At 52.4% G+C, this 22,578-nt stretch carries 26 protein-coding genes; 20 read left to right on the forward strand and 6 right to left on the reverse strand.

Annotated elements, in window-relative coordinates:
- Positions 1–12: 12 nt before the first annotated feature.
- Entirely contained in the window at positions 13–1,008 is a 996-nt protein-coding gene (locus EKK97_RS10900) for an adenosine deaminase (protein WP_159551817.1), read from the forward strand.
- A gap of 86 nt (positions 1,009–1,094) precedes the next feature.
- On the opposite strand, the gene EKK97_RS10905 is transcribed toward EKK97_RS10900, so the two are convergent.
- On the reverse strand, positions 1,095–2,096 hold the full coding sequence (locus EKK97_RS10905; protein ID WP_159551819.1) for a cytochrome-c peroxidase: 1,002 nt from the start codon (positions 2,094–2,096) through the stop codon (positions 1,095–1,097).
- A 249-nt stretch (positions 2,097–2,345) separates the two neighbouring features.
- The gene (locus EKK97_RS10910; RefSeq protein WP_159551821.1) at positions 2,346–3,713 is read right to left on the reverse strand and encodes an NCS2 family permease; all 1,368 of its coding nucleotides are present in this window, start codon (positions 3,711–3,713) and stop codon (positions 2,346–2,348) included.
- A 733-nt stretch (positions 3,714–4,446) separates the two neighbouring features.
- Between EKK97_RS10910 and EKK97_RS10915 the strand changes: the two genes are divergently transcribed.
- From EKK97_RS10915 to arsN2, 13 genes are all read left to right on the forward strand, one after another.
- Positions 4,447–4,635: a hypothetical protein gene (locus EKK97_RS10915; RefSeq protein ID WP_159551823.1), complete on the forward strand. Its 189-nt coding sequence runs from the start codon at positions 4,447–4,449 to the stop codon at positions 4,633–4,635.
- A gap of 90 nt (positions 4,636–4,725) precedes the next feature.
- Complete coding sequence (locus tag EKK97_RS10920; RefSeq protein WP_159551825.1) at positions 4,726–5,346, forward strand: hypothetical protein; 621 nt, start codon at positions 4,726–4,728, stop codon at positions 5,344–5,346.
- A gap of 98 nt (positions 5,347–5,444) precedes the next feature.
- Positions 5,445–6,002, forward strand: a complete 558-nt coding sequence (locus EKK97_RS10925) for a hypothetical protein (RefSeq protein WP_159551827.1) — start codon at positions 5,445–5,447, stop codon at positions 6,000–6,002.
- Positions 6,003–6,095: 93 nt separating this feature from the next.
- Positions 6,096–6,317 (forward strand): hypothetical protein, encoded by a 222-nt coding sequence (locus EKK97_RS10930; RefSeq protein ID WP_159551829.1) that lies wholly within the window; start codon positions 6,096–6,098, stop codon positions 6,315–6,317.
- A gap of 250 nt (positions 6,318–6,567) precedes the next feature.
- On the forward strand, positions 6,568–7,044 hold the full coding sequence (locus EKK97_RS10935) for a hypothetical protein (protein WP_159551831.1): 477 nt from the start codon (positions 6,568–6,570) through the stop codon (positions 7,042–7,044).
- Positions 7,045–7,137: 93 nt separating this feature from the next.
- Complete coding sequence (locus EKK97_RS10940) at positions 7,138–7,734, forward strand: hypothetical protein (protein ID WP_159551833.1); 597 nt, start codon at positions 7,138–7,140, stop codon at positions 7,732–7,734.
- A gap of 199 nt (positions 7,735–7,933) precedes the next feature.
- Positions 7,934–8,467: a YwqG family protein gene (locus EKK97_RS10945; protein WP_201297072.1), complete on the forward strand. Its 534-nt coding sequence runs from the start codon at positions 7,934–7,936 to the stop codon at positions 8,465–8,467.
- Positions 8,468–8,582: 115 nt separating this feature from the next.
- Positions 8,583–9,041 (forward strand): transposase, encoded by a 459-nt coding sequence (locus EKK97_RS24590; RefSeq protein WP_236551428.1) that lies wholly within the window; start codon positions 8,583–8,585, stop codon positions 9,039–9,041.
- 439 nt (positions 9,042–9,480) lie between these two features.
- Entirely contained in the window at positions 9,481–10,041 is a 561-nt protein-coding gene (locus tag EKK97_RS23780) for a hypothetical protein (protein ID WP_201297073.1), read from the forward strand.
- A gap of 92 nt (positions 10,042–10,133) precedes the next feature.
- On the forward strand, positions 10,134–10,499 hold the full coding sequence (locus tag EKK97_RS10960; RefSeq protein WP_159551835.1) for a cupin domain-containing protein: 366 nt from the start codon (positions 10,134–10,136) through the stop codon (positions 10,497–10,499).
- 120 nt (positions 10,500–10,619) lie between these two features.
- On the forward strand, positions 10,620–11,246 hold the full coding sequence (locus tag EKK97_RS10965) for a LysE family translocator (RefSeq protein WP_159551837.1): 627 nt from the start codon (positions 10,620–10,622) through the stop codon (positions 11,244–11,246).
- Between the two features lie 239 nt (positions 11,247–11,485).
- On the forward strand, positions 11,486–11,980 hold the full coding sequence (locus EKK97_RS10970; RefSeq protein WP_159551839.1) for a DUF6998 domain-containing protein: 495 nt from the start codon (positions 11,486–11,488) through the stop codon (positions 11,978–11,980).
- 71 nt (positions 11,981–12,051) lie between these two features.
- Complete coding sequence (gene arsN2 / locus EKK97_RS10975; protein WP_159551841.1) at positions 12,052–12,474, forward strand: arsenic resistance N-acetyltransferase ArsN2; 423 nt, start codon at positions 12,052–12,054, stop codon at positions 12,472–12,474.
- Positions 12,475–12,519: 45 nt separating this feature from the next.
- Here arsN2 and EKK97_RS26105 read toward each other — a convergent pair whose 3' ends face one another.
- Positions 12,520–12,621 (reverse strand): integrase core domain-containing protein, encoded by a 102-nt coding sequence (locus EKK97_RS26105; protein ID WP_159555767.1) that lies wholly within the window; start codon positions 12,619–12,621, stop codon positions 12,520–12,522.
- A gap of 232 nt (positions 12,622–12,853) precedes the next feature.
- Here EKK97_RS26105 and EKK97_RS10985 point away from each other — a divergent pair, with 232 nt between their 5' ends.
- A complete protein-coding gene (locus EKK97_RS10985) occupies positions 12,854–13,210 on the forward strand; it encodes a hypothetical protein (RefSeq protein ID WP_159551843.1) in 357 nt (118 codons plus the stop codon).
- A 148-nt stretch (positions 13,211–13,358) separates the two neighbouring features.
- Complete coding sequence (locus EKK97_RS10990) at positions 13,359–13,721, forward strand: DUF1304 domain-containing protein (protein ID WP_159551845.1); 363 nt, start codon at positions 13,359–13,361, stop codon at positions 13,719–13,721.
- Between the two features lie 39 nt (positions 13,722–13,760).
- Here the strand turns inward: EKK97_RS10990 and EKK97_RS10995 are convergent, their stop codons facing one another.
- From EKK97_RS10995 to EKK97_RS11005, 3 genes are read right to left on the reverse strand one after another with little or no spacing between them, the layout of a single operon-like run.
- Entirely contained in the window at positions 13,761–14,852 is a 1,092-nt protein-coding gene (locus tag EKK97_RS10995) for a putative bifunctional diguanylate cyclase/phosphodiesterase (protein ID WP_159551847.1), read from the reverse strand.
- Positions 14,815–15,924 (reverse strand): sensor domain-containing diguanylate cyclase, encoded by a 1,110-nt coding sequence (locus EKK97_RS11000; protein WP_159551849.1) that lies wholly within the window; start codon positions 15,922–15,924, stop codon positions 14,815–14,817. The genes EKK97_RS10995 and EKK97_RS11000 overlap by 38 nt, the downstream gene beginning before the upstream one ends.
- Positions 15,925–15,932: 8 nt before the next feature.
- A complete protein-coding gene (locus EKK97_RS11005) occupies positions 15,933–16,562 on the reverse strand; it encodes a histidine phosphatase family protein (protein ID WP_159551851.1) in 630 nt (209 codons plus the stop codon).
- A gap of 638 nt (positions 16,563–17,200) precedes the next feature.
- Between EKK97_RS11005 and EKK97_RS11010 the strand changes: the two genes are divergently transcribed.
- From EKK97_RS11010 to EKK97_RS11025, 4 genes are all read left to right on the forward strand, one after another.
- A complete protein-coding gene (locus EKK97_RS11010; protein ID WP_159551853.1) occupies positions 17,201–18,148 on the forward strand; it encodes a DUF4238 domain-containing protein in 948 nt (315 codons plus the stop codon).
- A gap of 88 nt (positions 18,149–18,236) precedes the next feature.
- The gene (locus EKK97_RS11015) at positions 18,237–19,979 is read left to right on the forward strand and encodes a hypothetical protein (protein ID WP_159551855.1); all 1,743 of its coding nucleotides are present in this window, start codon (positions 18,237–18,239) and stop codon (positions 19,977–19,979) included.
- Between the two features lie 116 nt (positions 19,980–20,095).
- The gene (locus tag EKK97_RS11020) at positions 20,096–21,532 is read left to right on the forward strand and encodes an SEFIR domain-containing protein (RefSeq protein WP_159551857.1); all 1,437 of its coding nucleotides are present in this window, start codon (positions 20,096–20,098) and stop codon (positions 21,530–21,532) included.
- A 328-nt stretch (positions 21,533–21,860) separates the two neighbouring features.
- A complete protein-coding gene (locus tag EKK97_RS11025; RefSeq protein ID WP_234286292.1) occupies positions 21,861–22,352 on the forward strand; it encodes a TolB-like translocation protein in 492 nt (163 codons plus the stop codon).
- Positions 22,353–22,578: the final 226 nt, after the last annotated feature.

Raw genomic sequence — 22,578 nt, forward strand, 5'->3', positions numbered from 1 at the left:
ATGAGGTGCACCATGCGCGATTTCCTGAAGCGGCTGCCCAAGGCCGAACTCCATCTGCATATCGAGGGCTCCCTGGAGCCGGAGCTGATGTTCGCTCTGGCGCGCCGCAACGGAGTCGAGCTGCCCTATGCGTCGATCGAAGAAGTACGCGCCGCCTACGACTTCCAGGACCTTTCCTCATTTCTCGAAGTGTATTACCAGGGCATGAGCGTGCTCAGGCGCGCCGAAGACTTCCACGACCTGGCGATGGACTACTTCCGCCGCGCACACGCCGAGGGCGTGGTGCACGTGGAGATGCACTTCGACCCCCAGGCCCATCTGGCGCGCGGCGTCGAGCTCGAAGCGGTCATGGAGGGTTTGAGCCTCGCTCGCCGCGAAGCCGAGCGCGAGCTGGGCATGTCCACCGCGCTGATCATGGCCTTCCTGCGCGATCGCCCCGCGGATGAGGCGATGAAGGTGCTGGACAGCGCCGCCCCCTACTGGGAGATGCTCGATGCCGTCGGGCTCGACAGCGCCGAGCGCGGCCATCCGCCCTCCAAGTTCACCGAGGTGTTCCAGCGCGCCAAGATGCTGGGCATACCGCGAGTCGCCCATGCCGGGGAGGAAGGGCCTGCCGAGTACATCCGCGAGGCCCTCGATCTGCTCGAGGTGTGTCGCATCGATCATGGGGTGCGCTGCCTGGAGGACCCGGCCCTGGTCGAGCGGCTGCGTGACGAAGGCGTCGTGCTCACCGTGTGTCCGCTCTCCAACGTGCGCCTGAAAGTCGTGGAACGCATCGAGGAGCACCCGCTACCCCTACTGCTCGAGGCGGGATTGCGCCTGACGCTCAACTCGGACGACCCGGCCTATTTCGGTGGCGGCATGCTCGACAACTTCATGGCCTGTCACGATGCCTTTGGCTGGTCGAAGGAGACCTTCGTGCAACTGGCCGGCACCGCCATCGAATCCGCCTTTATGAGTGACAAGCGTCGCCTGGAACTGCATCGGCAGCTGGCCGAGAGCGTCTGAACGTTACATGAAGAGCTGAACATAAAAGAGCTCCCCCGGCCTGGGCCGGGGGAATTCGGGTGCGAGTGGGCCGCGCCGATACCCAGTTACGGCAGTGCCGGTACTTGGAACTCAGGCATCTCGCCGGTCAGGGTATGCAGGAAGGCGGTGATATCGGCAATCACCTCATCCTCGAACTCCCGGTTCAGCATCTCCCGACCCATGATCGCCACGGCCTCCTCGAGGGTCTCGGTAGCGCCGTTGTTCATGTACGGGTAGGTCACGCCGACGTTGCGCAGGGTGGGCGTGCGGAACTTGTGCATGTCGGCTTCTTCGCCGGTGACCTCGTACCGGCCAACGTCGGTGGAGCCGGGCACCTGGATGGCGTAGAAATTGCTGTCGGTCAGCGCCGGGCCACGGTGGCAGGCAATGCAACCGCTGTCGACGAAGGCCACCATGCCATCCTTTTCCTGCTGATTCAGCGCATTCAGGTCACCGCGCAGATAACGGTCGAACGGTGAGTTCGGCGTGTTCAGCGTGCGCTCGAAGCTGGCGATGGCCATGGCCAGGTTGTTGGCGTTGATCGGGCTCTCGTCCTCCGGGAATGCCTCGGCGAACTTCTCCTGATAGAGCGGGAACCCCTCGAGGCGCTCCAGGGCCATGTCGAGAGCCATGGCCATCTCGATGTCGGCCTGGATCGGGCCGAGCGCCTGGCCTTCCAGATCGGGCTCGCGACCATCCCAGAACTGGGCACCGAGGAAGCCGGAGTTCAGCACGGTCGGCGTGTTGCGTTCGCCGATCTGGCCATCGTGGCCGGTAGCGCGAGGAATCCGGTCGCTCCAACCTAGCGCCGGGTTGTGGCAGGTGGCGCAACTGATCACGCCGCTCGAAGAGATGCGCGGCTCGAAGAACAGCATGTTGCCGAGTTCGACCTTCTCCCTGGTGAGCGAATTTTCCGCCGGGATCGGCGGCAGGTGGGGCAGCGGCTCGAAGCGGTCGCGATAATTGCCGAGGCCGTCGTCGGCGGTGGCACCGGTAGCCGCCAGAGCGGCGCTCAGCGACACTGCGGCGGCGAGACGGGCCGGCCGGACGAGAGCGTGATGTGTCATGACGAATCCCCTTGGTTGCAAGCTAGAGACGGTTTTAGCCTGTTATGCAACATCAGGTTACGGATGCGTCTTGAGCCGTATCAACCAAGTGAAATGGTCGGAATGGAGTGCTTATTGAGGTGGGTCAAACTTTGCTTCGTTCCGTCCCTTGCGGGCGAACAAACGCTTGTCTTCAGGCCCCTGAATGTGATCCTCGATAGCCGTTCAATAAGACGGGTAACGGGGCCGGCTTGTGCCGGCCCCGTTTGGTCAGTGGGTGGTGACCAGCATCACCACGCTGAGCGCGGCGGAGACCCACATCGCCGGCTTGATGTCGTAGAGCTTGCCGGTGGCCAGCTTGATTAACACGAAGCTCAGGAAACCGAAGGCAATGCCCAGGGTAATCGAGTAGGTCAGCGGCATCAGGATGATCGCCAGAAAAGCCGGGAAGGCCTGCTCGAACTGCGACCAGTCGATCTTGCTCACCGGTGCCAGCATGAACAACCCGACCAGCACCAGGGCCGGCGCGGTGGCGATACCGGGCACCAGCGACAGCAGCGGCGAGAGAAACAGGAAGGGCAGGAACAGCAGGGCGATGGTGACCGCCACCAGGCCGGTACGGCCGCCCTGGGCCACGCCGGCGCCGGACTCGATGAAGGTTTGGGCGGCGCTGGTGCCCAGCGGCGCGGCAATCATCGAGGCGAAGGCGTCCACGGTCATGGAGCGCTTGAGGTTACGCGGATTGCCGTCCTTGTCCTTGAGATCGGCGGATTCGGAGAGCGCCATGAAGCACGACAGCGCGTCGAAGAAGTTGGTGAACAGCATGACGAAGATGAACGGCAGGTAAGCGACCTTGAGCGCGCCCCAGATATCCACCTGCATCACCGCGCTGAAGTCCGGCCAGGCGGCGATACCGCTCCACTCCACCACCACGTCTCCGCCCCACAGCCGCCCCATGGGCGTGGCCAGCAGGGTGGTCAGCGCAATGCCCAGAATCAGCGCGCCGTTGAAGCGCATGATCACCAGGATGGCGGTGGCCATCATGCCGATAAAGAAAGTGATCAGCGAGGCGTCCATGCTGCCCAGGGTGACCAGGGTCGCATCGCTACCGACGATGAAGCCGGCGTTCTTGAAGCCGATGAAGGTGATGAACAAGCCGATGCCGCAGGTGATGGCATAGCGCAGCGAAGGCGGAATCGCATTGATGATCGCCTCGCGCACGTTGAACATCGCCAGGGTGGCGAACAGCACGCCGGACCAGAACACACAGCCCAGCGCCACCTCCCAGGAAAGCCCGGCGCCCTGCACCAGGGTGTAGGTGAACAGCGCGTTCATGCCCATGCCCGGCGCCACCAGAATCGGGTTGCGGGCATACAGGCCCATCGCCAGGCTGCTCATGAAACTGATCAGCACGGTGGCGGAGAGCGCAGCCGAGAAGGGGATGCCGGCATGGGAGAGAATCGCCGGGTTGACCACGATGATGTACATCGAAGCCAGGAAGGTGGCGATACCGGCCAGGATCTCCGTCTTGACGGTCGAGCCGCGCCGGCTCACGCCGAAGTAGGCGTCCAACCAGTTGCCTTGGCCCAGCGACTGGCCGCTTGCCTTTTCGGCCAGGGAGGAGGAAGTCGGTTCCATAGCTTGTGTCCGTTGTTGTTGGATGGCGTTGTCGAATAAGCGTTGTTGGGTGCCGCAGCGACAAGCCTGACCGTTTGGTCAGGCTGTGCACGGCTACAGCCTAGACGTTATTTGACCGATTGGACAGGTGGGTTGCGACTAACGTCGTAGAGTCGTGACAAGGAGGTCGGGATAGGGGATGAGAGGAGAGAGGACAAGACTCGCCTAGGCGTTGCCCTCAACGTTTCGCTTGGTTACGGTGGGTAAAAAGCTGCAGAAGATGGCTAAGTAACCAAGACGTACTCAGGGATGCCGCATTAGGGATGATGGGAATCGTCATCCATTCTGCCAGCAGGGCGGTAGCGTCCCTGAAAATCACGGCTCAGCCCAGCGGACTACGCACCCCGGCAAAGCCTTTGCCCAGCACATGCCTCCGCTCCATAGATCTTCCTGGGCCGGGGCAGTCGGGCTTTAGGCGCATGGTCGCCTTTATCTTATTAATGAGTTTTAGGGCATGTGTGTGCCACTATACGTGATTTTTATATAAGTAAGCATGCATAAGATATATTGGTTTCGACAAATCGCGCATGCACGCGAATTCTGCATAGGTAGCTGAGCTATGCTTTGGAGTTATAGGAATCAATAGGTTGGGTGGGGAAGGCGCACTAAATAATAATATGAAATGCGCAGGAGTTTTCATCCAATACCAGGACGTGCAGCCCAATCGCTGTTACGTGTCAAACGATGCCTCATCTTGATTGATAAAGACTTCCCACTTGTCGGCAACTATGCAGTTCAAAGTGACGTTAGCGGCGAAAGTGGTGGAATAGGTATTGAGGTGCTTGAGGGTGATGATATTTCCCTAAAAATCTTTCGAGACGACACCAAGGAAAAAAGAGAAATTCCTTGGGATTTCATCGAATATGATGAGCAAAGCACATAACCAGGCCAATCACAGTGACAGCTTTTCCGTTGCGGCTCCGCCTACACTCCAAATCTGCGCGTGTTGGCAACGTTAGGTAGGAAGATGTTTATGGATTTTAAGTACATCTGGCCAATTGTAGGAATTGTGCTTGGGTGGTTGTTAGCTGGAATTTCGGCTGGATGGAGAGGGCGCCTTGAGAGGAAGCGCGTCACTGCGAAATTGCTCACCAGAATCATCTACATTTATGAAGACTTGCTAATGTTGCAGTCGATAACAGAACCTTTGAAAGATATATCAGAGGATTGGGAAAGCCATGAGAAGCTTCGGCAATATGTCGTCGGCAAGCATTTTCTTTCCTCAGGCGACAGTTTGAGCGCCCTAGATACTCTGATAGATGAATATTCTCAGTACAAGCCTTTAGAGGCAGTAAAACTTCGAGGTTTGATGCGGCTGATTACTAAGCATAAAAATGTAAAGCTGTTAGGAAGCTCTAGAGAAGAGCAAAAATACATCTTTTTGCTTTCAGTTTATGAGGTGGGTCTCGATCAGTGTGAGACGGCTATAAAGAATTCCCTTGTGAGGATAGCCAATTCTCATGGCTTATATATGTGGTTGAAAATCATGAAGTTTGTCAAGGAAAAAGATAAGCGGAACCAAATCTCGAATTCTGTTTTAGATGAGATTTACGCTGAGTACCAAAAGAACTCAGAGCAACCTGTGTCCGAATAGATACCTAACAAGCTGTTGTAGTTTGTTCCAGTCTATGGCCTCCACCGGACGCTCTTGTCAGGGCACCGCTAAACAAAAGCGTTAAGCAGAAGGGAAATATGCCTCACCTCATAGATTTTGATGGATTGGAGCACGATCTTTTTGTCCTTCAGCATACTGCGTATGGCAGCCGGGAGTTTTGCGAAAAATTCGATCTCAATATGGATTGTGATGACGGCGACTACGAATGGTGGGAATACAAAGGGCTGTTAAAAAGCTACGTAGGCAACAAAATCATAGAGTCAGCAATTAAGCTGAGAATGGTTCAAGACTTTGCGAAACATGACGATGATGAGCTTGATGTAAAGGCTTTCGACAGAGAGGCAAGACATGGATTGGTCATAGGATCTATCTCTGGACTATCTACGCCCCTCAGTTTACGTGAGTCCTGCAACAAAATCGTTCATGCGACAGAAGCAAGAATGCACTGGATGAACTCCCAGAATAAGCCTGAGGTAGAGTATTGGAGCGGTGTCTACGAGCTCTTCGGTGAAAGTAGAGGTAAAGGCTGGCAGGTAGATTTGAATATTCCTGAGTGGTGTACCGCCATGATCCGCTTCAACAAGACGATGCAGGAAGAAGTCGATTGGCACCATGCCTACAAGCATGATTGGTAAGCTTAACAATCGGCTGCGCAGTGACCGATTTTCCGCCGCTTCGCGGCTCGAAACCGGCGCTTGAGCCGGGCGTTAAGTGTAATTGGTGAATTCATGAAGAAAGATATTCAAATCCTTTTTGGTGCTGCCGCTGAAAATGGTAGAGGCGGTGAATTCGGGATTGATGACGATGGTCAGCTTTACTGGAACGGAAAGCCTGTCGTAACCGAGAAAAAGGTGAAGCTGCAATGGTGGGTAAACTGTTCAGCAATCGCTGCAGCTGCGTCAACAGTGATCATGGCAATAGTATCTGTAGTTGATTTTATTCGGTGCTAGAATACTTAACAATCACATTAAGTCCGCTCACATCGTTCGCCCGACGCTCGCAAGCTCGCGCGGCTTACATTAAGCGTTAGCCGTCTGTTCTTAGGAAGAATAATCGGGTCTTACAATGAAAAAAACAATTGAAATCACACTCATGTTTGCAATAGTTCTGTCGCTTGCAGGATGCGCCGCGTGGGGCAAGCGGTCATCGGTCGCATTTGTAAAAAATTCCGGGGGAAGTCTTTCGATATGAAACGCAGAGATGTCAGCAGCCGTTGGTTACGAAACGGGCCAAATATGTATGCAGAGAGCCCTTGCTATCACGACTATCGATGCAAAGGCTACTATAAAAGTTTCAGAAGCTATGCTTGCATTAGCTGAAGCTTCTCAAGATGCAGCAAAAGGTGGTGACAGTGCTGACCTTGCAAATGTAGCTGCGTCCTTAAAACAAACGGCGACTCTATTGACAACGTCAACGGAGCGAACAACGTTTCTGGATTTAGGTATGTTTTATTTATGCCAGATTTCTGCAAATGGTGGATTAACTGACACGCAAACCGCCGAGCTTGTGAAAATCATCGCTATCTCGGGCTCTTCAATAAATACTAGTGAAATGGTAAGGCAATCGAAGCAGCTAACTCAGTGTCTATCACGGATGGGGTCAACGATGCAACGCCGCGAATACCCCTGGATCAATAGCGATTGCCAGCATCTTACGGATAAAAATCGCGTCAATTAGGACGCTCGCAAACTCGCGCCTATTAAGCGGGCGTTAGGTTTAATCATGCTGAAACGAATGAGAAACCCATCCCAACACTTGAAGAGCTGGTTCATGCGCCAACCAGGATTTCGTTTTTTACGCGAAGAGATAAGCTGGTCCCGATTGAAGCAAGTTCATCAGCTAAAGGTGGTTCAAACCATGTACGTTTGGCTGTTTATCGTGCCAGTTGCTGCCAAGAGTCTGCACAGAATAGAAGAATTTGTGAGGATAACTATTCTTGGTCATACATTTGAGCTTGTCACGACATTGCCGTTTTCCTGGCATCTCTTCTACGGCAGTGCACTTTGTTTTGTACTTGGTAACCTGTTCTTTTTCATGTACTGTCCACAATTCATCCGAGATCATGCCACGCCTACCGAGTTCAAAGATGCCGGAAAAGGGGTGCAGCACCTCTATGAATATGCTCTGGCGGCGAATTTGGATTGGGACAGGATTCGTCGCGACGCGAATCTCTTTAATCCGGAGAATGAGGATACGCCAGAGGAAAAACTAAACCGAATGTTTTGGTCGGTCCAGAAGATGGTAAACCAACACCTCCCAAGCGCACGTTTGGCCGCCGTCACATTATACGGTCTTGCCGCGCTACTGATCGCCTGGGTAATTTTGGAAAACACGCAGGTGGTGCTGCAGTTTGCGATGCGACAATGAACCTAATTACTGTTAGGTCGGGAAACATCATCGGAACGACGATGGACATACCAGAGATCAAGCGCCGGTTGGCGAAGCCGGCCACCAAATTCATCACGGGGGCTTCAGGCCGACTGGCCTGGATGACGAGAGTTGGATCGGCAAGGTCTTTCTCTATCGGCCAGATGAAGCTGTTCCGCTTGATGAGTCGGGCGAGAAAATGCTTCCTCTTGCACAGTTCTATCTGCCCGGCCTTCCCTTCTGTAGCCCACTCCTGAGCGATACGCGCGTCCTCACGCTGTTTATGTCGAGGACCTTTCCCGAGCAGTTCGAGGAGATGGGCAGGAACTGGCTCATAAGGGAGTACGGTTCTCATGAGCGCCTGGAGCGCAGAGAAGAACCCGTTCCAGTGCCATCTCTCAAGCCATTTCCGCTAAGGGCCGAGTTGGTCGGCGCGGATTTCCCGCTATGGGATGGTGGTGTGCCGCCGGAGTTGGAGGAGGAGGTCCTACGTTTGGAGCGCGCCGGCGAGATTGAAAGCTATTACGATATCATCTCCCACACGTATGAGCACAAGATTGGTGGGTACCCATCATTTTGTCAGTCGGGCGTTGATCCGGGCGAGGGCTTCGAGTTTGTCTTCCAGCTCTCGTCCGACTCGAAGGTGGGTCTTAACGTGGTAGGCAACGGAAGCCTGATGCTCTGGAAGCATGAGGGCACTGGCGAGTGGGTGCTCTACTATGACTTTTACTGAACCGTGTTTATCGTGAAAAGCCTGTGTAAGAAGAGCCTAACCAGGGCGTGGAGCCGACAGTGGAACTTCCCCCACTTCAGTGGACACGCATCGCTAACCGCTATGGAGGTAGACGATGCCGGCCATGAATACGGGGAAGAACACCCCAAAGTACTCGGTTGAATTCAATCTGAATGGAGTTCAGTGGAGTCATCAGCCTCACCGGGGTGTCAAAGGCGTAGCCGAAGCACTGGATATCCACCCCTTCATGCTGTCACGCTGGCGCAAGGAATACCGGGAAGGGGAATTTGCCATGAGCAAGCCGAAGGTACCGCCAGACGCCAAGAAGCAGCTGAAGGAACAGGATGAGGTCAGCCGCCGCAAGCGCCGTAACGACTTTATCTCTGTATTATTTCTTTTATTGGCTGCAGGGTGCGCTGATGATTCAACAGAACGTTATAAAAACCTACCGCAGGGGGGTACATTGCGAAAGCAAAAACTAATACATATGATGTTTTCATTGTTTCTGGTGAGGCGAAACTCAATATGGTCTCAGGAAAGTATAAAGTTCAATCTGAGGTGCCAGGATTTCTAAAGAGAAGAGTGCCAATTAGCGTGCAGAGAATGTTTGCTGTGGAAACGGAAGAATGTGGCAGTATCGAGTTTTTAGAGCCGCTGGTTGGGGATCTCATATGCACATCTTGTAATTCATATGTTTTCAGTCGTTGGGCGAACTGTCCGCTCAGTCGAGCGCGAGTGCCTTTTGAATGGAAGGAAATTTGAGAAATTCGTCAGAGTGTCATAATTGCTACTGCTTAACAATCCATTTTAGTTCACTCCGGCCCTGACGGGCCTCCAGCGGACGGCCTTTTTCTCTGCTTCGTTACGCAAAGGGTGCCGTTGAATATTGGTGTTAAAGTATTCTGGGCTATGCCCGGGGTCATCGATTTTCATGGGCAAAAGGCTTGGCGCTAACCAAGCGCTGCACTGGACAAGGCGGTGAACGCGGCGTTATGCACCAAGAGAGACTATAGATGGAACCTAACAGAATCTACTTCAAAGACAACCCTTGGCCTGAGGGGCACCCGATCAAAAGGTTCGCATGGTCGGCAAAAGAGATAGACGGCGACATATGGTTTGACATGCATCTGGAGTCTGCTGACTACTACGCGGAACGGGACATAGAAGACGATGAAGACGAAGGTTATCCATCAGACTGGACGGCGCCAGCGGTGTGGAGTAATTACCACTCATGTATCTTGTCTTCTAACTACTGGCACCATGGCGGTTTCAGAGTTTGCTCAAAAGCAGAGTGCACGCCTGAGTTTTTGGACGGCCTTGAGCTACTTGTCGACCCGAGCCTTGAAACAATCGATAATTACGATGATCTAGCGTTTCATATATATCTACTGGGGCATGATGCGGTCGCGAAACACCGAATTAGATTTGAACGAATTGGTAACACACTGAGATTCAAAATTTTCTGGGCAGGCTTGATCGCACAGGCTTACGTTGGGGACTACGAATTCAAGCACGAGTTTTCTGCTGTGGTGTCCAATGCAGAGTATCCTGTGCTTTCGGGAAATGTTGCATAACCAATGCAGGCACGCGGCGCCCTTTCCATTGCACCTTCGGCTACATTCCAAGGGCGCGCATGCTGCAGGCGTTATGCATTCGGAGTAGATACATGAAAAAAATTTCGATTGGCGAGAAATTTGGTCTGTTTCACGAGGAGTGGACTCCTAAGATAATCGCCGAAACTAACGGCCAGCTTGTAAAGCTTGCAAAGGGAAGCGGCGAGCTTGTGTGGCACAAGCACGAAAACGAAGATGAACTGTTTATCGTCTTTAAAGGGCAGCTCACCATACAGATGCATGAAGGAGATGTTACTTTAGGTCCAAATGAAATGTTCGTTGTGCCAAAGGGGGTTGAGCATTGTCCATTGGCGGAACCAGGGACACACTTTATGATGATTGAGCCTGGAAGCACGGCGCATACTGGCGACCTCAAGACTGATGTTACGGTCTCCGCCGAAGACCAAGAATGGATTTGATGCATAACAAGGACGCTGCAGCCCGACGCTCGGCCCTGTAGCGGCCTTGTTGCCCCAAATCCGCGCCAGCCTTAAGCGCAGCTCAGCTTCGTCGTTAGCCGCTAAAAGGGGAGTACTACCATGTCAATCGAGCTATGGCTTGCCTTCGTTGCCGCATCTGCGGTGCTTCTCATCATTCCTGGTCCGACCATCCTCACGGTCATAAGCTACTCCATGACGCATGGCCGGCGTGCGAATGTGCCGCTCGTCGCTGCCGTTGCTCTCGGCGACTCAACGGCCTTGGTGGTATCTCTCCTCGGCTTAGGTGCACTCCTGGCAACCTCGGCTTTCTGGTTTACGGTCGTCAAATGGGCTGGCGGACTGTATTTGCTTTACCTTGGCATCAAGCTCCTGCGCGCTGGCATTTCTGCCGTGGAGCTGTCTGCGCCGGCTGCGCCGGGATCACGTTGGAAGCTGTTCGCGAACACCTACCTGGTCACCGCGCTCAATCCGAAGGGCATCGTATTCTTCGTTGCCTTTCTGCCGCAGTTCATCAATCCAAGCTTGGCCGTCACGCAACAGCTTTGGGTCTTGGCAGTCACATTCGTAGCAATGGCCGCGCTCAACGCAACGCTGTATGCAGTATTTGCTGGCTCGGCGCGAAAGTTTCTGTCCTCGCCACGGGCGCAACGACGCTTCAACCTGGCAGGTGGTTCGCTGCTCTCAGCAGCTGGCGTGTGGGCACTCCTCGCAAAGCGTCCTGCATGAAGGCGGCTATCCCGCCCATCGAGCGGACGCCTTCCAGCGGGCTTTGTCTGCTGCCAGGCGCCGCTCACGTCCGGCGTTAAGCCTCCGCTGCACTAACAGCGAGCAGTTCGTTTTGCTGTTCCTGGCTTCGTAGAGAACGGCTGCCAGATGCCGTGACGCCTAAGCCCACGCTCAATCCGACGCGTTACGGCATTCTTCCGTACGAGGTTTCGGTTGACAATAGCCGAATGGGAGGGAAGATGCATCTCAGTGAGCTGACAATTAAAGAACTTCTGCAGCTTCAGGCTGCCGCGACCAATGAGCTTAGAGTCAGGGGTATAGTCAGAACTCAAAATAATCCGCTGGGTGATTATACAGAGTGGCTGGTGGCAGAGGCCTTGGGTCTTGAGCTTCAGGCCAACTCAATGGCGGGATATGACGGCATCACCAAGGATGGTGTGCGTATTCAGATAAAGGGGCGTCGTGTGACCCCCGGAAATGATTCACGTCAGCTAAGTGCTATCAGGAAGTACGCTGAGAAGGACTTTGATGCTCTGGCGGCCATAATTTACGACGAGGACTTCAATGTCCTTGAAGCATTGTTGATTCCTCACGAGGTTGTGGGAGATTATGCTTCGTATCGTGAGCATGTGAATGCTCATATTCTGATACTGAAAGGACCAGTCTTGAGTGACCCAAGAGTTCAGTGCTTTAAACATGTGCTGGGCAGTTTGCAAGGCCAAGCACGGCTATAGATTTTTCGCTGCGGTTGCACCTTCACTACAAATCTTCACGTGTTGGTGAGGTTGGCGATTAAGGAGAGTTCATGGAGAAAATTGCCTACAGCCAAGAAGTTAGAGATCTCTTGGTTGCTTGTGACCTGCCAGTTGCTGATTTGCGGGATGATGGCGGCGTTTGTTTCTTTGGCCTTCGTCATCAAAGTGATCTAGTGGGCGTCATAGGGGTTGAGGTATGCGGTGATTATGGACTGCTTCGCTCGCTCGCTATTTCTGCAACCCATCGAGGAAATGGCCTTGGTCAGAAGCTTGTGGCATTTTCTGAAGAGTGGGCAACTTGCTCTGGCCTAAAAGCGCTATATCTTCTGACAAACACAGCTGATAATTTCTTCAAGCGCTTGGGCTACGAGGTACTAACTCGCTCGGAGGCTCCAAACGTCATCACTGAGACACAGCAATTTTCTGGGCTATGCCCGGACTCATCAATTTTCATGGGTAAAGGGCTTGTGTAATGCCCCTTGGTTTCTGCGCACCTACGCGGCTAATGCCGAGGGTGCTTAGGGCGCCACATGGCCCAAAGACTGATTTGACCGTTCTTCGTTGTAGTGCCGAATCCAACGATCGATGAACGCTCTGGCTTGGCCCAGTGACTCAAGCAGGTTCCGGAAAAGCCCGCAAGAAACAAGAGAGAAGTTTCAAAGTTTGTAATTCTATGTGCGATCCAAAAACTATTAACAACTATGTTCGTACTCTTGTCTACAGTCTGGTAAAGAGTGTTGGATTTATGCAGCGGGAAGGAATACATAGTAATGCGCTGTTGACGGACAATTTTACACCGCTTCTTGGTTCCAAATTGCCGCATAACTCTGCCTTAGTCGTTAAGGAGGAACTATGAGCTACGACTTGAATTTTTGGAAGTACAACGATGGTATCGCCCTCGAACATCAAGTGGTTTACGAGAGATTGAGCGATGGAAAACATGTGGAAGGGCTTGAAGAGCTTCCGATTGGGGCGATGCTGGAACGCTTAAAAGATCTCTTCGCCGATGGGTGGCGTCAGGTAGATGAGACTACTTGGGAGAATGAGAAGCGGGGCGCTTTTCAGATCTTTACCACACCGCAGTTTTTTAGAGTCGACTGCTACGGTATGAGGGGTGAGGACATGAACCGACTTATCGATTTAGGGGCTGAATTCGGCTGTCCTCTCTATGATCCCCAGGCCGGGGTGCGCTTCGATGGGAACGGCTGACAACCGCTTTGAGTCCGACGGCTTACCCTTCCGCTGCGCTCTAGGCCAAGTCGCGGCTCAAGCGGAACGGTTAGATGTCATCTAAGTTGAATTACCGCCGAGCCGCGTCACTTCCACGTCAATCCTACCCATTTCGGAGCAGCACCGAGTGCTTATCATCGCCGCCAATATCGTTGTATTCCTTGTCGCAGCCTTGCACGTCTACATCCTCATCCTGGAGATGTTCTTTTGGGACAAGCCGCTGGGGAGAAGGGCCTTTGGCTTGAGCGCCGATTTCGCAGTGCAGACGAAGACGTTGGCGGCAAACCAAGGCCTGTACAACGGCTTCCTGGCGGCAGGGCTCTTCTGGGGCCTTGCCCTTGGCCAAGCTGGATTCTCCATCAAAGTCTTCTTCCTGCTTTGCGTCTTCGTCGCTGGGGTCTACGGCGGCCTGACGGCAAACAAGAAGATTCTCCTCATTCAAGCGGTTCCCGCTGCGCTGGGTCTCGTTCTGCTGTTCCTGGCTGCGTAACAGACTGCGCTTGAGCCTAGCGTGAGGCCAGTCTCTGGCTCAGCTCACCGCGATTGGAGCTAGTGGCAGCTCGATTTGGTCGATAGGAAGCGGCTTGCAGAAGTAATAGCCCTGGAACACATGACAGCCCGCCTCGACGAGCCAGCCGAGCTGGTGGGCGGTTTCCACGCCTTCAGCCACTACCTCGAGCTGCAGGGATACTCCCATGGCGATGATGGTTCGCACGATGGCCATGTCATCGCCGCTCAGCAGCAGATCGTTGACGAAACTCTGGTCGATCTTGATCTGATCCAGCGGTAGCCGTTTGAGGTACTGCAGCGAAGAGTAGCCGGTGCCGAAGTCGTCCAGGGCGAACCGGATGCCGAGACGCTTCAAGCGCCGCATCTTGTCGATTCCGGCCTCGACGTCGTCCAGCAGGCTGCTCTCCGTCAGCTCCAGTTTCAAGCGGTGGGGATTGGCGCCACTAGCGGTGAGTACCCGTTCAATACGCTCGACGAAATCCGGTTCCTTGAACTGTCGGGCGCTGACGTTCACGGCCAGGGTCAGATGTGCCGTAGCCGCTTGCTGCTGCCAGGCCACCAGCTGCCGACACGCCTGTTCGAGAACCCAATCGCCGAGGGGCACGATCAGGCCACTCTCCTCAGCCAGCGGGATGAACTCCGCCGGCGACACCATACCGCGAGACGGGTGCTGCCAGCGGATCAGCGCCTCGGCTCCCAGCGGCCGATGATCGGCGTCGTACTGAAGCTGATAGACGAGTCGGAACTCGCCACGCTGTAGGGCTAAGCGCAGATCGCGCCTGGTTTCGTTGCGCGCTTCCATGACGGCTTGGGTGGCATCGTCATGGAAGCAAATGGTGTCGCGACCGGCCAGCTTGGCATGGTGACAGGCGGCATCTGCCAGCTTGAACAGGGTCTCGACGTCGCTCGAGCCGTCGAACATCGCCACGCCCTGGCTTGCCGAGAGGAAGTGCTGAATCCCATCGATGGAGTAGGGCTCGGCCACGACGATCCGGATTCGATCGGCCAGCTCTTCCGCCAGATTGGCCGCCTTGTCCGGCTGCTTGGGCAGGGAGTCGATGATGAGGAGAAACTCATCGCCGCCCAGCCGCCCAGCCGCCCAACCGCCCAACCATACACCCCTCCTGCTGGAAGGTGCGCAGTCGCTGGGCAACCTCGCGCAGCAAGCGGTCGCCGGTACGATGGCCGTAGCTGTCGTTGATCTGCTGGAAGAGATCGAGATCCAGGTAGATCAGCGCCCCATGCTGGCCGTTGCGCTGACACAGCATCAATGAATGCGCCAGGTGCTCGCTCATCATGCGCCAGTTGGGCAGTTCCGTCAGGCCATCGAAGTGGGCCAACTGGTGCGCCTTGCGTTCGGCTACGAGTCGACGTGCCTCGCTTTCACGCAGCCGCAGCACCGCCAGGGCAAGCTGCTGCAACTGACCCCGCCCCAGTTCGGCAAGACGCTGAACTCGCGGCAGCTCGGGAACCTCACGGTGGGGATGGGAAAGCGCGAGCAGCCCTTCGGCGATGATCAGCAGGTGACGATTCAGGATCCGGGCGGAGTAAAAGGCGGCGACCAGCATCAGTGCCAGGATCGCCCCGCCAAACAGCAGCAGCGTGTTGAAGTGCCCAAGAGTGTCCTGATAGGCATCGCTGGTGCGCTCGCCGCTGCGCTGCGCCAGCTTGGACGAAAGGTGCCCCGTGAGCATGGAGAAGCGCAGGAATTCATGCTGTGCCTCGTCCAGGTAATGTCGGGCTCGGGTGGCATCCACGGTGGCGATGTCGCCGGCCATGATGATGAAGCGCCGATAGCCTTCGAAAGCCTCGCGCAAATGTTGGGCACTGCCGTGGTTCAAATCGATCATCAGCGGCGTTTCGGTCAACGTCTGTATCTGCCCGCCCAGGGTGGCAAGCTCGTTGACGAAGCTCGAATGCAGCCGATAGCTGGCAAGCGCCGACAGCTCGCCCCGGTCGGCCTGCTGCAGCATGTCCACTACGCCCTGATGTAGCTCGCCCAGGCTCTGAGTGTAGTTGGCGGCCTGCAGCAGAGCGGCCATGTCCGCCGACTGAACGGCGTGGTTCTGAGTCATCTTTTCCTTGAGCACCTGCACCGAGGCAAGACCGAACAGCAGGGCAGGGATCAGCACCACCAGAGTGGGCAGAAGAAAGATCCAGATGAGCGGTCGGTTCGACTTCATGGGCAACCTTACGGTGCTTGGGAGGCCAGCGATGGCCACAGCTCCGGTGGAATGCTGGCACGGTAGAGATAACCCGCCTCACCGAGCGGCGAGAAGATCACCAGGGTGCCTTCGGCTGGGAAGTATTCCATGAGGTCGGCGAGATTGGGGCCATGGGCCACGATCATGCGGTTGGCGCTGCCCTCGACCGGCAGCGAGAGCATCCTGTCAGTGTGCTCGCTCACGGGCTGCTTCTCGTCGTCCGTCATCGCGGCGGTATAGCGCAGCAGCTCGTCGATCTGCTGGGGCTTGTTCGGGAACAGGATCCGAGCGGTCTCCTGCGTTCGGCAGAAGGGCGAGACGAGAACGGGATCCTCGATGGGCCAGGCGTGCCGCGCCATGTGCTCGGCGACAGTCGCCATGAGTTCACGGCCCTCGTCGCTCAGGGGCCGCTGGGTAGCACAGTCGTCGAAGTCGACCGGCACCCGGTCGGGAAGTGTCGTGTCAGTCGGCCCATGGCGCATGTAGTACACATAGCCGCCCTGGTGAAGGGAAGCCAACAGCTCGTCGCTGGGCTCGACTGCCACGTGCTCATCCGCCCAGGCGAACAGGCTGGCGAGACACAGCAGGCACGCCAACGTCAGGCGGGAATAGGGCAACGGCTGTCGAAGCAAAGTGGGCAGAGGGAGCACGAACGACCCTAGTTATCGTTTGTAATGATTCAATATGCATGAGAAATCTAGTACTCACTAGCCGGCCTAGGCGTAGGCAGCGAGATGTTTGATCTGCGTCAAGCTGATGGCGGATGCGCTTGCGCCAATGGTGCTGCCTTGGTGTCGTGCTTTGGTTGGCGTTGCCCTCAACGTTTCTCTCGGTTACGTTGAGAAAAAAGCTGCAGAGATGGCTTACGTAACCAAGACGTACTCAGGGATGCCGCATTAGGGATGATGGAAAACGTCATCCATTTTGCCAGCAGGGCGGTAGCGTCCCTGGAAGTCACGGCTCAGCACAGCGGGCTACGTACCCCGACAAACCTTTGCCAGCGCATGCGTTACATCGCGGCTTTTCTCGGTACGGGGGCTGGGTGCTTTACGCCATTGGTGGCCTTTAACTTCTTCATGAGCTTTTGGCTCAGGTGCGTGCCTCCTCACTTAGCATTTTTGGATCAGCAGATATGCAGGCGGTATATCAATGCCGACAAAACGAGCATGCGCGCGAATACTGCATAGGTGGCCGAATTATAGTTAGATACTAGAAAAGTCAACGATTTGGAAGAAAAGGAGCGCGCCAGATAATATTGTTGAACGCGCAGGGGTGTTCATCCAATATCAGGACGCGCGGTCCAATCACTGTTAAATTTATGGCTATAAAAAGACAACACTTCGTACCACAAGGTTTTCTTAAGGGGTTTTCCGATCCAGAATATCCTAGTGGAAAAATGATATGGAAGTATGAGAAACGATATGACAACCCACCAAGGCTTGTGTCAACGAAGTCTGTTGCTTGGAGCTCTTTTTACTACGCGCAGGAAAATGACGAAGGAGAAAAAGATACTGATACCTTAGAAACAATTTTTGCTCAAACGTTAGATAATGAGGTTCCTAAAATAATCCAAAGTATCGAGGCAAAACCTAATACTAAGGTAGCTTTGTCAGATGAGTATATTGGAATACTTGCCTATTTTATTGGGCTCTCTTTCACGAGAGTTCCTAGTTTTCGTGATGGTATCAATGAGCTTCATACACAAATCGCTCAGCGGATGCTGGAAGTGGCTGCAACCCACGAGCCTTTTATCGCAGCGGGGCTAGAAAAATACGGAATTAAAGCGACAGCAAAGGAGTGGGTTAGCTTGAGACCCATGCTGGAGGCAGCAGATAGGATATCTGAATCGTGCCTATCTAAAGAGTGGCAATTTTTCGTTCCTCATAATGATGTAAAGCTAATAACTTCAGATAATCCTGTCCATTTTTCATTACCTAAGTCTGCTGGGAATATAATGGCAGGCCCTGGTCATCCTGCAGTCGAAATAATTGTGAATCTGAGATCTGATCTCGCGTTAGTTTGTACGCCGCCCAGAACTGGTGGAAATTTCAACACTTATCAACTGGATAAAGTTAATTCTAGAAGGTTAAATACTGGAACAGCGAGAGCAGCGCAGAATCAAATATATGCAAGCCAGAAATTGGATGGCTTATCAAAATTAATAAAAAAATATGCAAATGAGTCCCAGTCGCTCATCATGTAAGAATTTAACAAAGCGCTGCTGACGGACAACTTTTCCGCTGCGCTACAAAGTTGCCGCAGAGCGCGGCGTTATGTGAGGGAGAGTTTGAGTGATAAAAAAGATTGCAATCACTAATGTTAAAGGGATTGGTGATGGCACGAGCAATGGGCTATATGAATTTGATATTCCGAAAAACAAGCCTAGTATTTTAGTCGCGCCAAATGGGTTTGGGAAAAGCTCTTTGGCTACTGCGTTTAAATCACTTAAAAGCAAAAAGATTGATCTTCATAAAAATGACTATCATCAAGGAAAAGATGATTTATCTCCTAGATTAGAAATCTCGTATTTGGATGATGATGGAAACATAGAAGTTGCTTTCGCTGATAATATTACAAATGAAATTAGTAATACTTTTGACTATTTTGTAATTAACAGCCAAGTCTTCGCTAAAGTGAAAAAGAATAGAATTGGTGGTCATGTTATTGCCTCTGCTTCACTAGAGATACCTCCAATTGTATTATCTAGCAGCATACCAGAAAAAACTGTCCTCAATTACTCGATTAATAATCAAAAGGATAAAATTGGGAAAAATGGAAAAGTTTTGCCTAATATCCAAAGTGTTTATCAGAACGGAAAATTTATAACCGAGTTAAACAACCACCTCGTTTATCTTGAGAGAATTTCTGGTCAGCGTGTCCAAGAAAGAATAAGTTCATTTATCCAAAGGTTAAATGATCAAAACGGATCACGAGCCAATCTATTAGACTGGGTTGATCAGAATGAGATACAATTCTTAGAGGGAACCAATAACCTTTCAAACATCGCTGATGTATGCGCTTCATTTGATTTGGGCTTCACAAATACAGCCGAGAACTACTTGGCTGCTATTCAGATGGCATCAGACTTCAATGAAAATCCACTCGAGTTTAGAAAGGCTGTAAAAAGAACAATATATGAGTTTGGAAAGTCTGCCTATGAGCGACTTTTTGATGATTTCAATTCTAGCTGGAAAGAATTTAAGCCTAAAGAAAAAGATGGAAAGTTAGTTGTAGAGATGCCTAAGGTTCACCAGGTCTCGAATGGGCAAAGGGATGTAATGTGCTTCATAGCACTTCTCAAAAAGGCAGAGCTTAGTCTAACCAAGAAAAGGAATATTCTGGTAATAGACGAGGTTTTTGATTATCTTGATGATGCTAACCTTATAGCAGTTCAATATTATGTTACTCAGCTTATAGCGAAGTTTAAAGAAGATGGTAAGTTGTTTTACCCTATTATCCTTACACATCTGGATCCTGCTTTTTTTCGAAATTATACATTTAGCAATCAGAAGGTTTTTTATCTTGAGAGGCGAGATGCAAAAGTTAATCCTCACTTGAAGAAACTGCTTTTAAACAGAGAAAAACCTGAGATTGAGGGCGATGTATCTAAATATCATTTACATTACGAACCCCAACCAATAAATATTCGGCTAGCATTTGAGACTTTAGGACTAAAGCCAACTTGGGGCGATTCTTCCGTTTTTGACCAGTATGTATTTTCAGAGTTTGCAAAATATATAGCCGATGAGTCTGTTTACGACCCATTTGCAGTCTGTTGCGCATTACGCAAGAAAGTCGAAAAATATGCCTATGATAGATTGAATAGTGAAGATTCAAAGGCAGAATTTCTTACTACACATAAAACACCAAATAAATTGAGCTTTGCTGAAAGCAAGGGTGTTGCTGTGCCAGAGTCATTCTATTTGTTGGGTATTATTTATAACGACGGAATGCACTGGAAGAATAATGAAGCAGCTATATCTGGAAAGTTGGAGAATATGATCATTAAGAAAATGATAAAGGAAATTCAGTGACTACTTCTAAAATCGTCACATCACATAACAATGCGCTGCTGTCGGACAATTTTTCCGCTGCGCTCCAAAATTGCCACAGAGCGCGGCGTTATGCCTAATTGAGGATCTGCAAATAGATGGAAGCCCCAAAATTATTTATTTCATATAGCTGGTCTAATCCAACGCATGAGCAGTGGGTGATTGATTTAGCTAACGAACTGGCCGAATCAGGTGTTCACGTAATTCTTGATAAATGGGATCTTAAAGAAGGACATGATTCGGTTTCCTTTATGGAAAAAATGGTTACCGACCCGCAGATAACCAAGGTGGCTATGATATGTGACGAGGTATATGCATCGAAGGCAGATGGCAGATCCGGTGGTGTGGGCACAGAAACTCAAATTATCTCACGTGAGGTGTATGAAAATCAGGAACAAGGAAAGTTTGTAGCCATAATTCCCGAGAGAGATGCACAAGGTAAGGCGTACTTACCCACATACTACAAATCGAGAATATATATCGATTTAAGTGAGCCTGATAACTATGCAGACAATTTCGAAAAATTGCTGCGTTGGATATATGATAAACCCCTATATACTAGGCCAGAAATAGGTAAGCGACCATCCTTTCTTGACGAGTCAGACGGAATATCTTTGGGGACTGCGGCGGCACACAAACGGGCTATTTCGGCTATCAAAGAAAGGAAGTCGTTCGCATCAGGGGCGCTAGATGAGTATTTGTCCACTTTTGTTAGCAATCTTGAAAGGTTCCGAATCACAGAAAAGGAAGGTGAGTTTGACGATCAGGTTATTGATAGTATCGAAAAGTTTCTTCCTTGTCGGAATGAATTGATTAGTTTGTTTGTCACTCTTGCTCAATATGCTCCAGAAGAAGAAAGCATACAGAAAATTCACCGATTTTTCGAATCCTTGATCCCGTATATGAGTAGGCCAGAAAATGTTAATAGCTGGAGCGAATGGGATTTCGACAACTTCAAATTTATTGTTCATGAAATTTTTTTATATGCGATTGCGATCCTCATCAAGCATGAAAGATTTGATGAGGTAAATCTGTTGTTGACACAGCAGTACTATGTGGCTGGAAGATCCGACTATGGTAAGTATGTAATGGTTGGCTATGACGCTTTTTGGGAATATTTACGTTCATTGGAGCACAGGAATAATCGGCTAGAGCTAAGGCGGTTATCTGTTCATGCGGATCTTCTTGAGCAAAGAAGTAAGCATTCTGGCATAGAGTTTCGTTATCTGATGCAGGCTGACTTTGTGCTGTTTATGCGGTCAGAAATAATGCAAGCTGACTTTTATTCTCGTTGGTTTCCTGATACGCTGTTGTACGTTGGTAGATTTCATAGTGCGTTTGAAATCTTTGCTCGAGCATCATCAAAATCATATTTTGAGAAAGTTAAGTGTGTCCTAGGTATAGATAGCCCTTCTGACCTAAGTGAATTAATGGAAGCTTATAAGACAGATCGTCAGCGACTGCCAAGGTGGCAGTTTGAGTCATTTAGCCCGTCGGTTTTAATTGGCTACGATCAGCTAGCAACAAAGGCATAACAAGTTTCTGAACTTGGAAAAGTTAGTCGCTACGCTCCCAATTTTCCGGTGAGCAAGGCGTTAGCTTCTAAGGTTTACAGGTGTTCCCTGGCACCTACACTGCCGTGCAGATGAAGCATTCAATTCGGCATCAGGAGGCTTCATGGCTCCACGCAGGCTCCCGCTCGCTCTCACAATCGCAACCGCTGCGCTCGTGCTCAGCGGCTGTCCGTCGCCGGGGGATGGCGAGCCGCCACCGGAGGCCGAAACAGCCGATACCTCTCAACCTGAAGCGGCTCTTGCTCCGCTTGAGGTAGGTGACGAGCAGATCCGGGCGGCGGATGGGTCCGTGCTGGTTGGCATAGACGATGTGCCGAATACCATTCGCGTGGATCAACAGGCTGAGTTTGGCGCTGCGGATCGCTTTCAAGAGGCCACGATTTCGCCGGACGGTGCCTGGCTAGCCGTGGTCACCACGGGGGCGGCACACAGCGCCGGCTGGCTTGTCCGAATGGATGCGCGGCAGCCAAGGCCGGCTGCATTCCAGTACGGCGGCAACATCACTATCGGGCTATGGAGCGAAGATTCGCGTCGGCTGGTCTTCGTGCAGGAAGGCCCTGCGGGCGGTCGCACGCTGACGGTGGTTGATGCTGAGCGGCTGGGAGAAACGGTGGAGGAGGGTGCCATGCCGGTGCGCAGCCCCGAGCATGATGAGCTGGCACCTGAGGAGCGCATCTACGAGGCGCTGGCGTGGAGCAACGGAGAGCTGCTCTTCCGGGTGGGTGGCGAGCGCTGGATCTTCGATCCGGATAGTGGGGAGGTATGGCCCTCGAAGCAGTAGGTTTCACAACTGGGTTTCACACTGAATTTCAAATCGTGGCGAGTGGTCCTCATGAATATCGAGAACCACTCGCCATTTTCGTTTCAGACCTAGCCTAGGCTTGGTCGCGGCGATGCTGGCAGCGTCCGCTGGCCCAGGTCTCCAGTATGCTGCGGTCGTCGCCGAGCATCATCAGCGCGAACAGCCGCTCGCTGAGGAGCTTGCAGCGTGCGTGGCGGCGAGCCGT

Source organism: Billgrantia tianxiuensis, assembly GCF_009834345.1.
GTDB classification, from domain to species: domain Bacteria; phylum Pseudomonadota; class Gammaproteobacteria; order Pseudomonadales; family Halomonadaceae; genus Halomonas; species Halomonas tianxiuensis.

Excerpts from the sequence above, each read along its gene's own strand:
- EKK97_RS10900 (WP_159551817.1), top strand. The coding sequence starts at position 13 with ATGCGCGATTTCCTGAAGCGGCTGCCCAAGGCCGAACTCCATCTGCAT.
- EKK97_RS10905 (WP_159551819.1), bottom strand. The coding sequence starts at position 2,096 with ATGACACATCACGCTCTCGTCCGGCCGGCCCGTCTCGCCGCCGCAGTG.
- EKK97_RS10910 (WP_159551821.1), bottom strand. The coding sequence starts at position 3,713 with ATGGAACCGACTTCCTCCTCCCTGGCCGAAAAGGCAAGCGGCCAGTCG.
- EKK97_RS10920 (WP_159551825.1), top strand. The coding sequence starts at position 4,726 with ATGGATTTTAAGTACATCTGGCCAATTGTAGGAATTGTGCTTGGGTGG.
- EKK97_RS10925 (WP_159551827.1), top strand. The coding sequence starts at position 5,445 with ATGCCTCACCTCATAGATTTTGATGGATTGGAGCACGATCTTTTTGTC.
- EKK97_RS10930 (WP_159551829.1), top strand. The coding sequence starts at position 6,096 with ATGAAGAAAGATATTCAAATCCTTTTTGGTGCTGCCGCTGAAAATGGT.
- EKK97_RS10935 (WP_159551831.1), top strand. The coding sequence starts at position 6,568 with ATGTCAGCAGCCGTTGGTTACGAAACGGGCCAAATATGTATGCAGAGA.
- EKK97_RS10940 (WP_159551833.1), top strand. The coding sequence starts at position 7,138 with ATGCGCCAACCAGGATTTCGTTTTTTACGCGAAGAGATAAGCTGGTCC.
- EKK97_RS10945 (WP_201297072.1), top strand. The coding sequence starts at position 7,934 with ATGCTTCCTCTTGCACAGTTCTATCTGCCCGGCCTTCCCTTCTGTAGC.
- EKK97_RS24590 (WP_236551428.1), top strand. The coding sequence starts at position 8,583 with ATGCCGGCCATGAATACGGGGAAGAACACCCCAAAGTACTCGGTTGAA.
- EKK97_RS23780 (WP_201297073.1), top strand. The coding sequence starts at position 9,481 with ATGGAACCTAACAGAATCTACTTCAAAGACAACCCTTGGCCTGAGGGG.
- EKK97_RS10960 (WP_159551835.1), top strand. The coding sequence starts at position 10,134 with ATGAAAAAAATTTCGATTGGCGAGAAATTTGGTCTGTTTCACGAGGAG.
- EKK97_RS10965 (WP_159551837.1), top strand. The coding sequence starts at position 10,620 with ATGTCAATCGAGCTATGGCTTGCCTTCGTTGCCGCATCTGCGGTGCTT.
- EKK97_RS10970 (WP_159551839.1), top strand. The coding sequence starts at position 11,486 with ATGCATCTCAGTGAGCTGACAATTAAAGAACTTCTGCAGCTTCAGGCT.
- arsN2 (WP_159551841.1), top strand. The coding sequence starts at position 12,052 with ATGGAGAAAATTGCCTACAGCCAAGAAGTTAGAGATCTCTTGGTTGCT.
- EKK97_RS10985 (WP_159551843.1), top strand. The coding sequence starts at position 12,854 with ATGAGCTACGACTTGAATTTTTGGAAGTACAACGATGGTATCGCCCTC.
- EKK97_RS11000 (WP_159551849.1), bottom strand. The coding sequence starts at position 15,924 with ATGAAGTCGAACCGACCGCTCATCTGGATCTTTCTTCTGCCCACTCTG.
- EKK97_RS11020 (WP_159551857.1), top strand. The coding sequence starts at position 20,096 with ATGGAAGCCCCAAAATTATTTATTTCATATAGCTGGTCTAATCCAACG.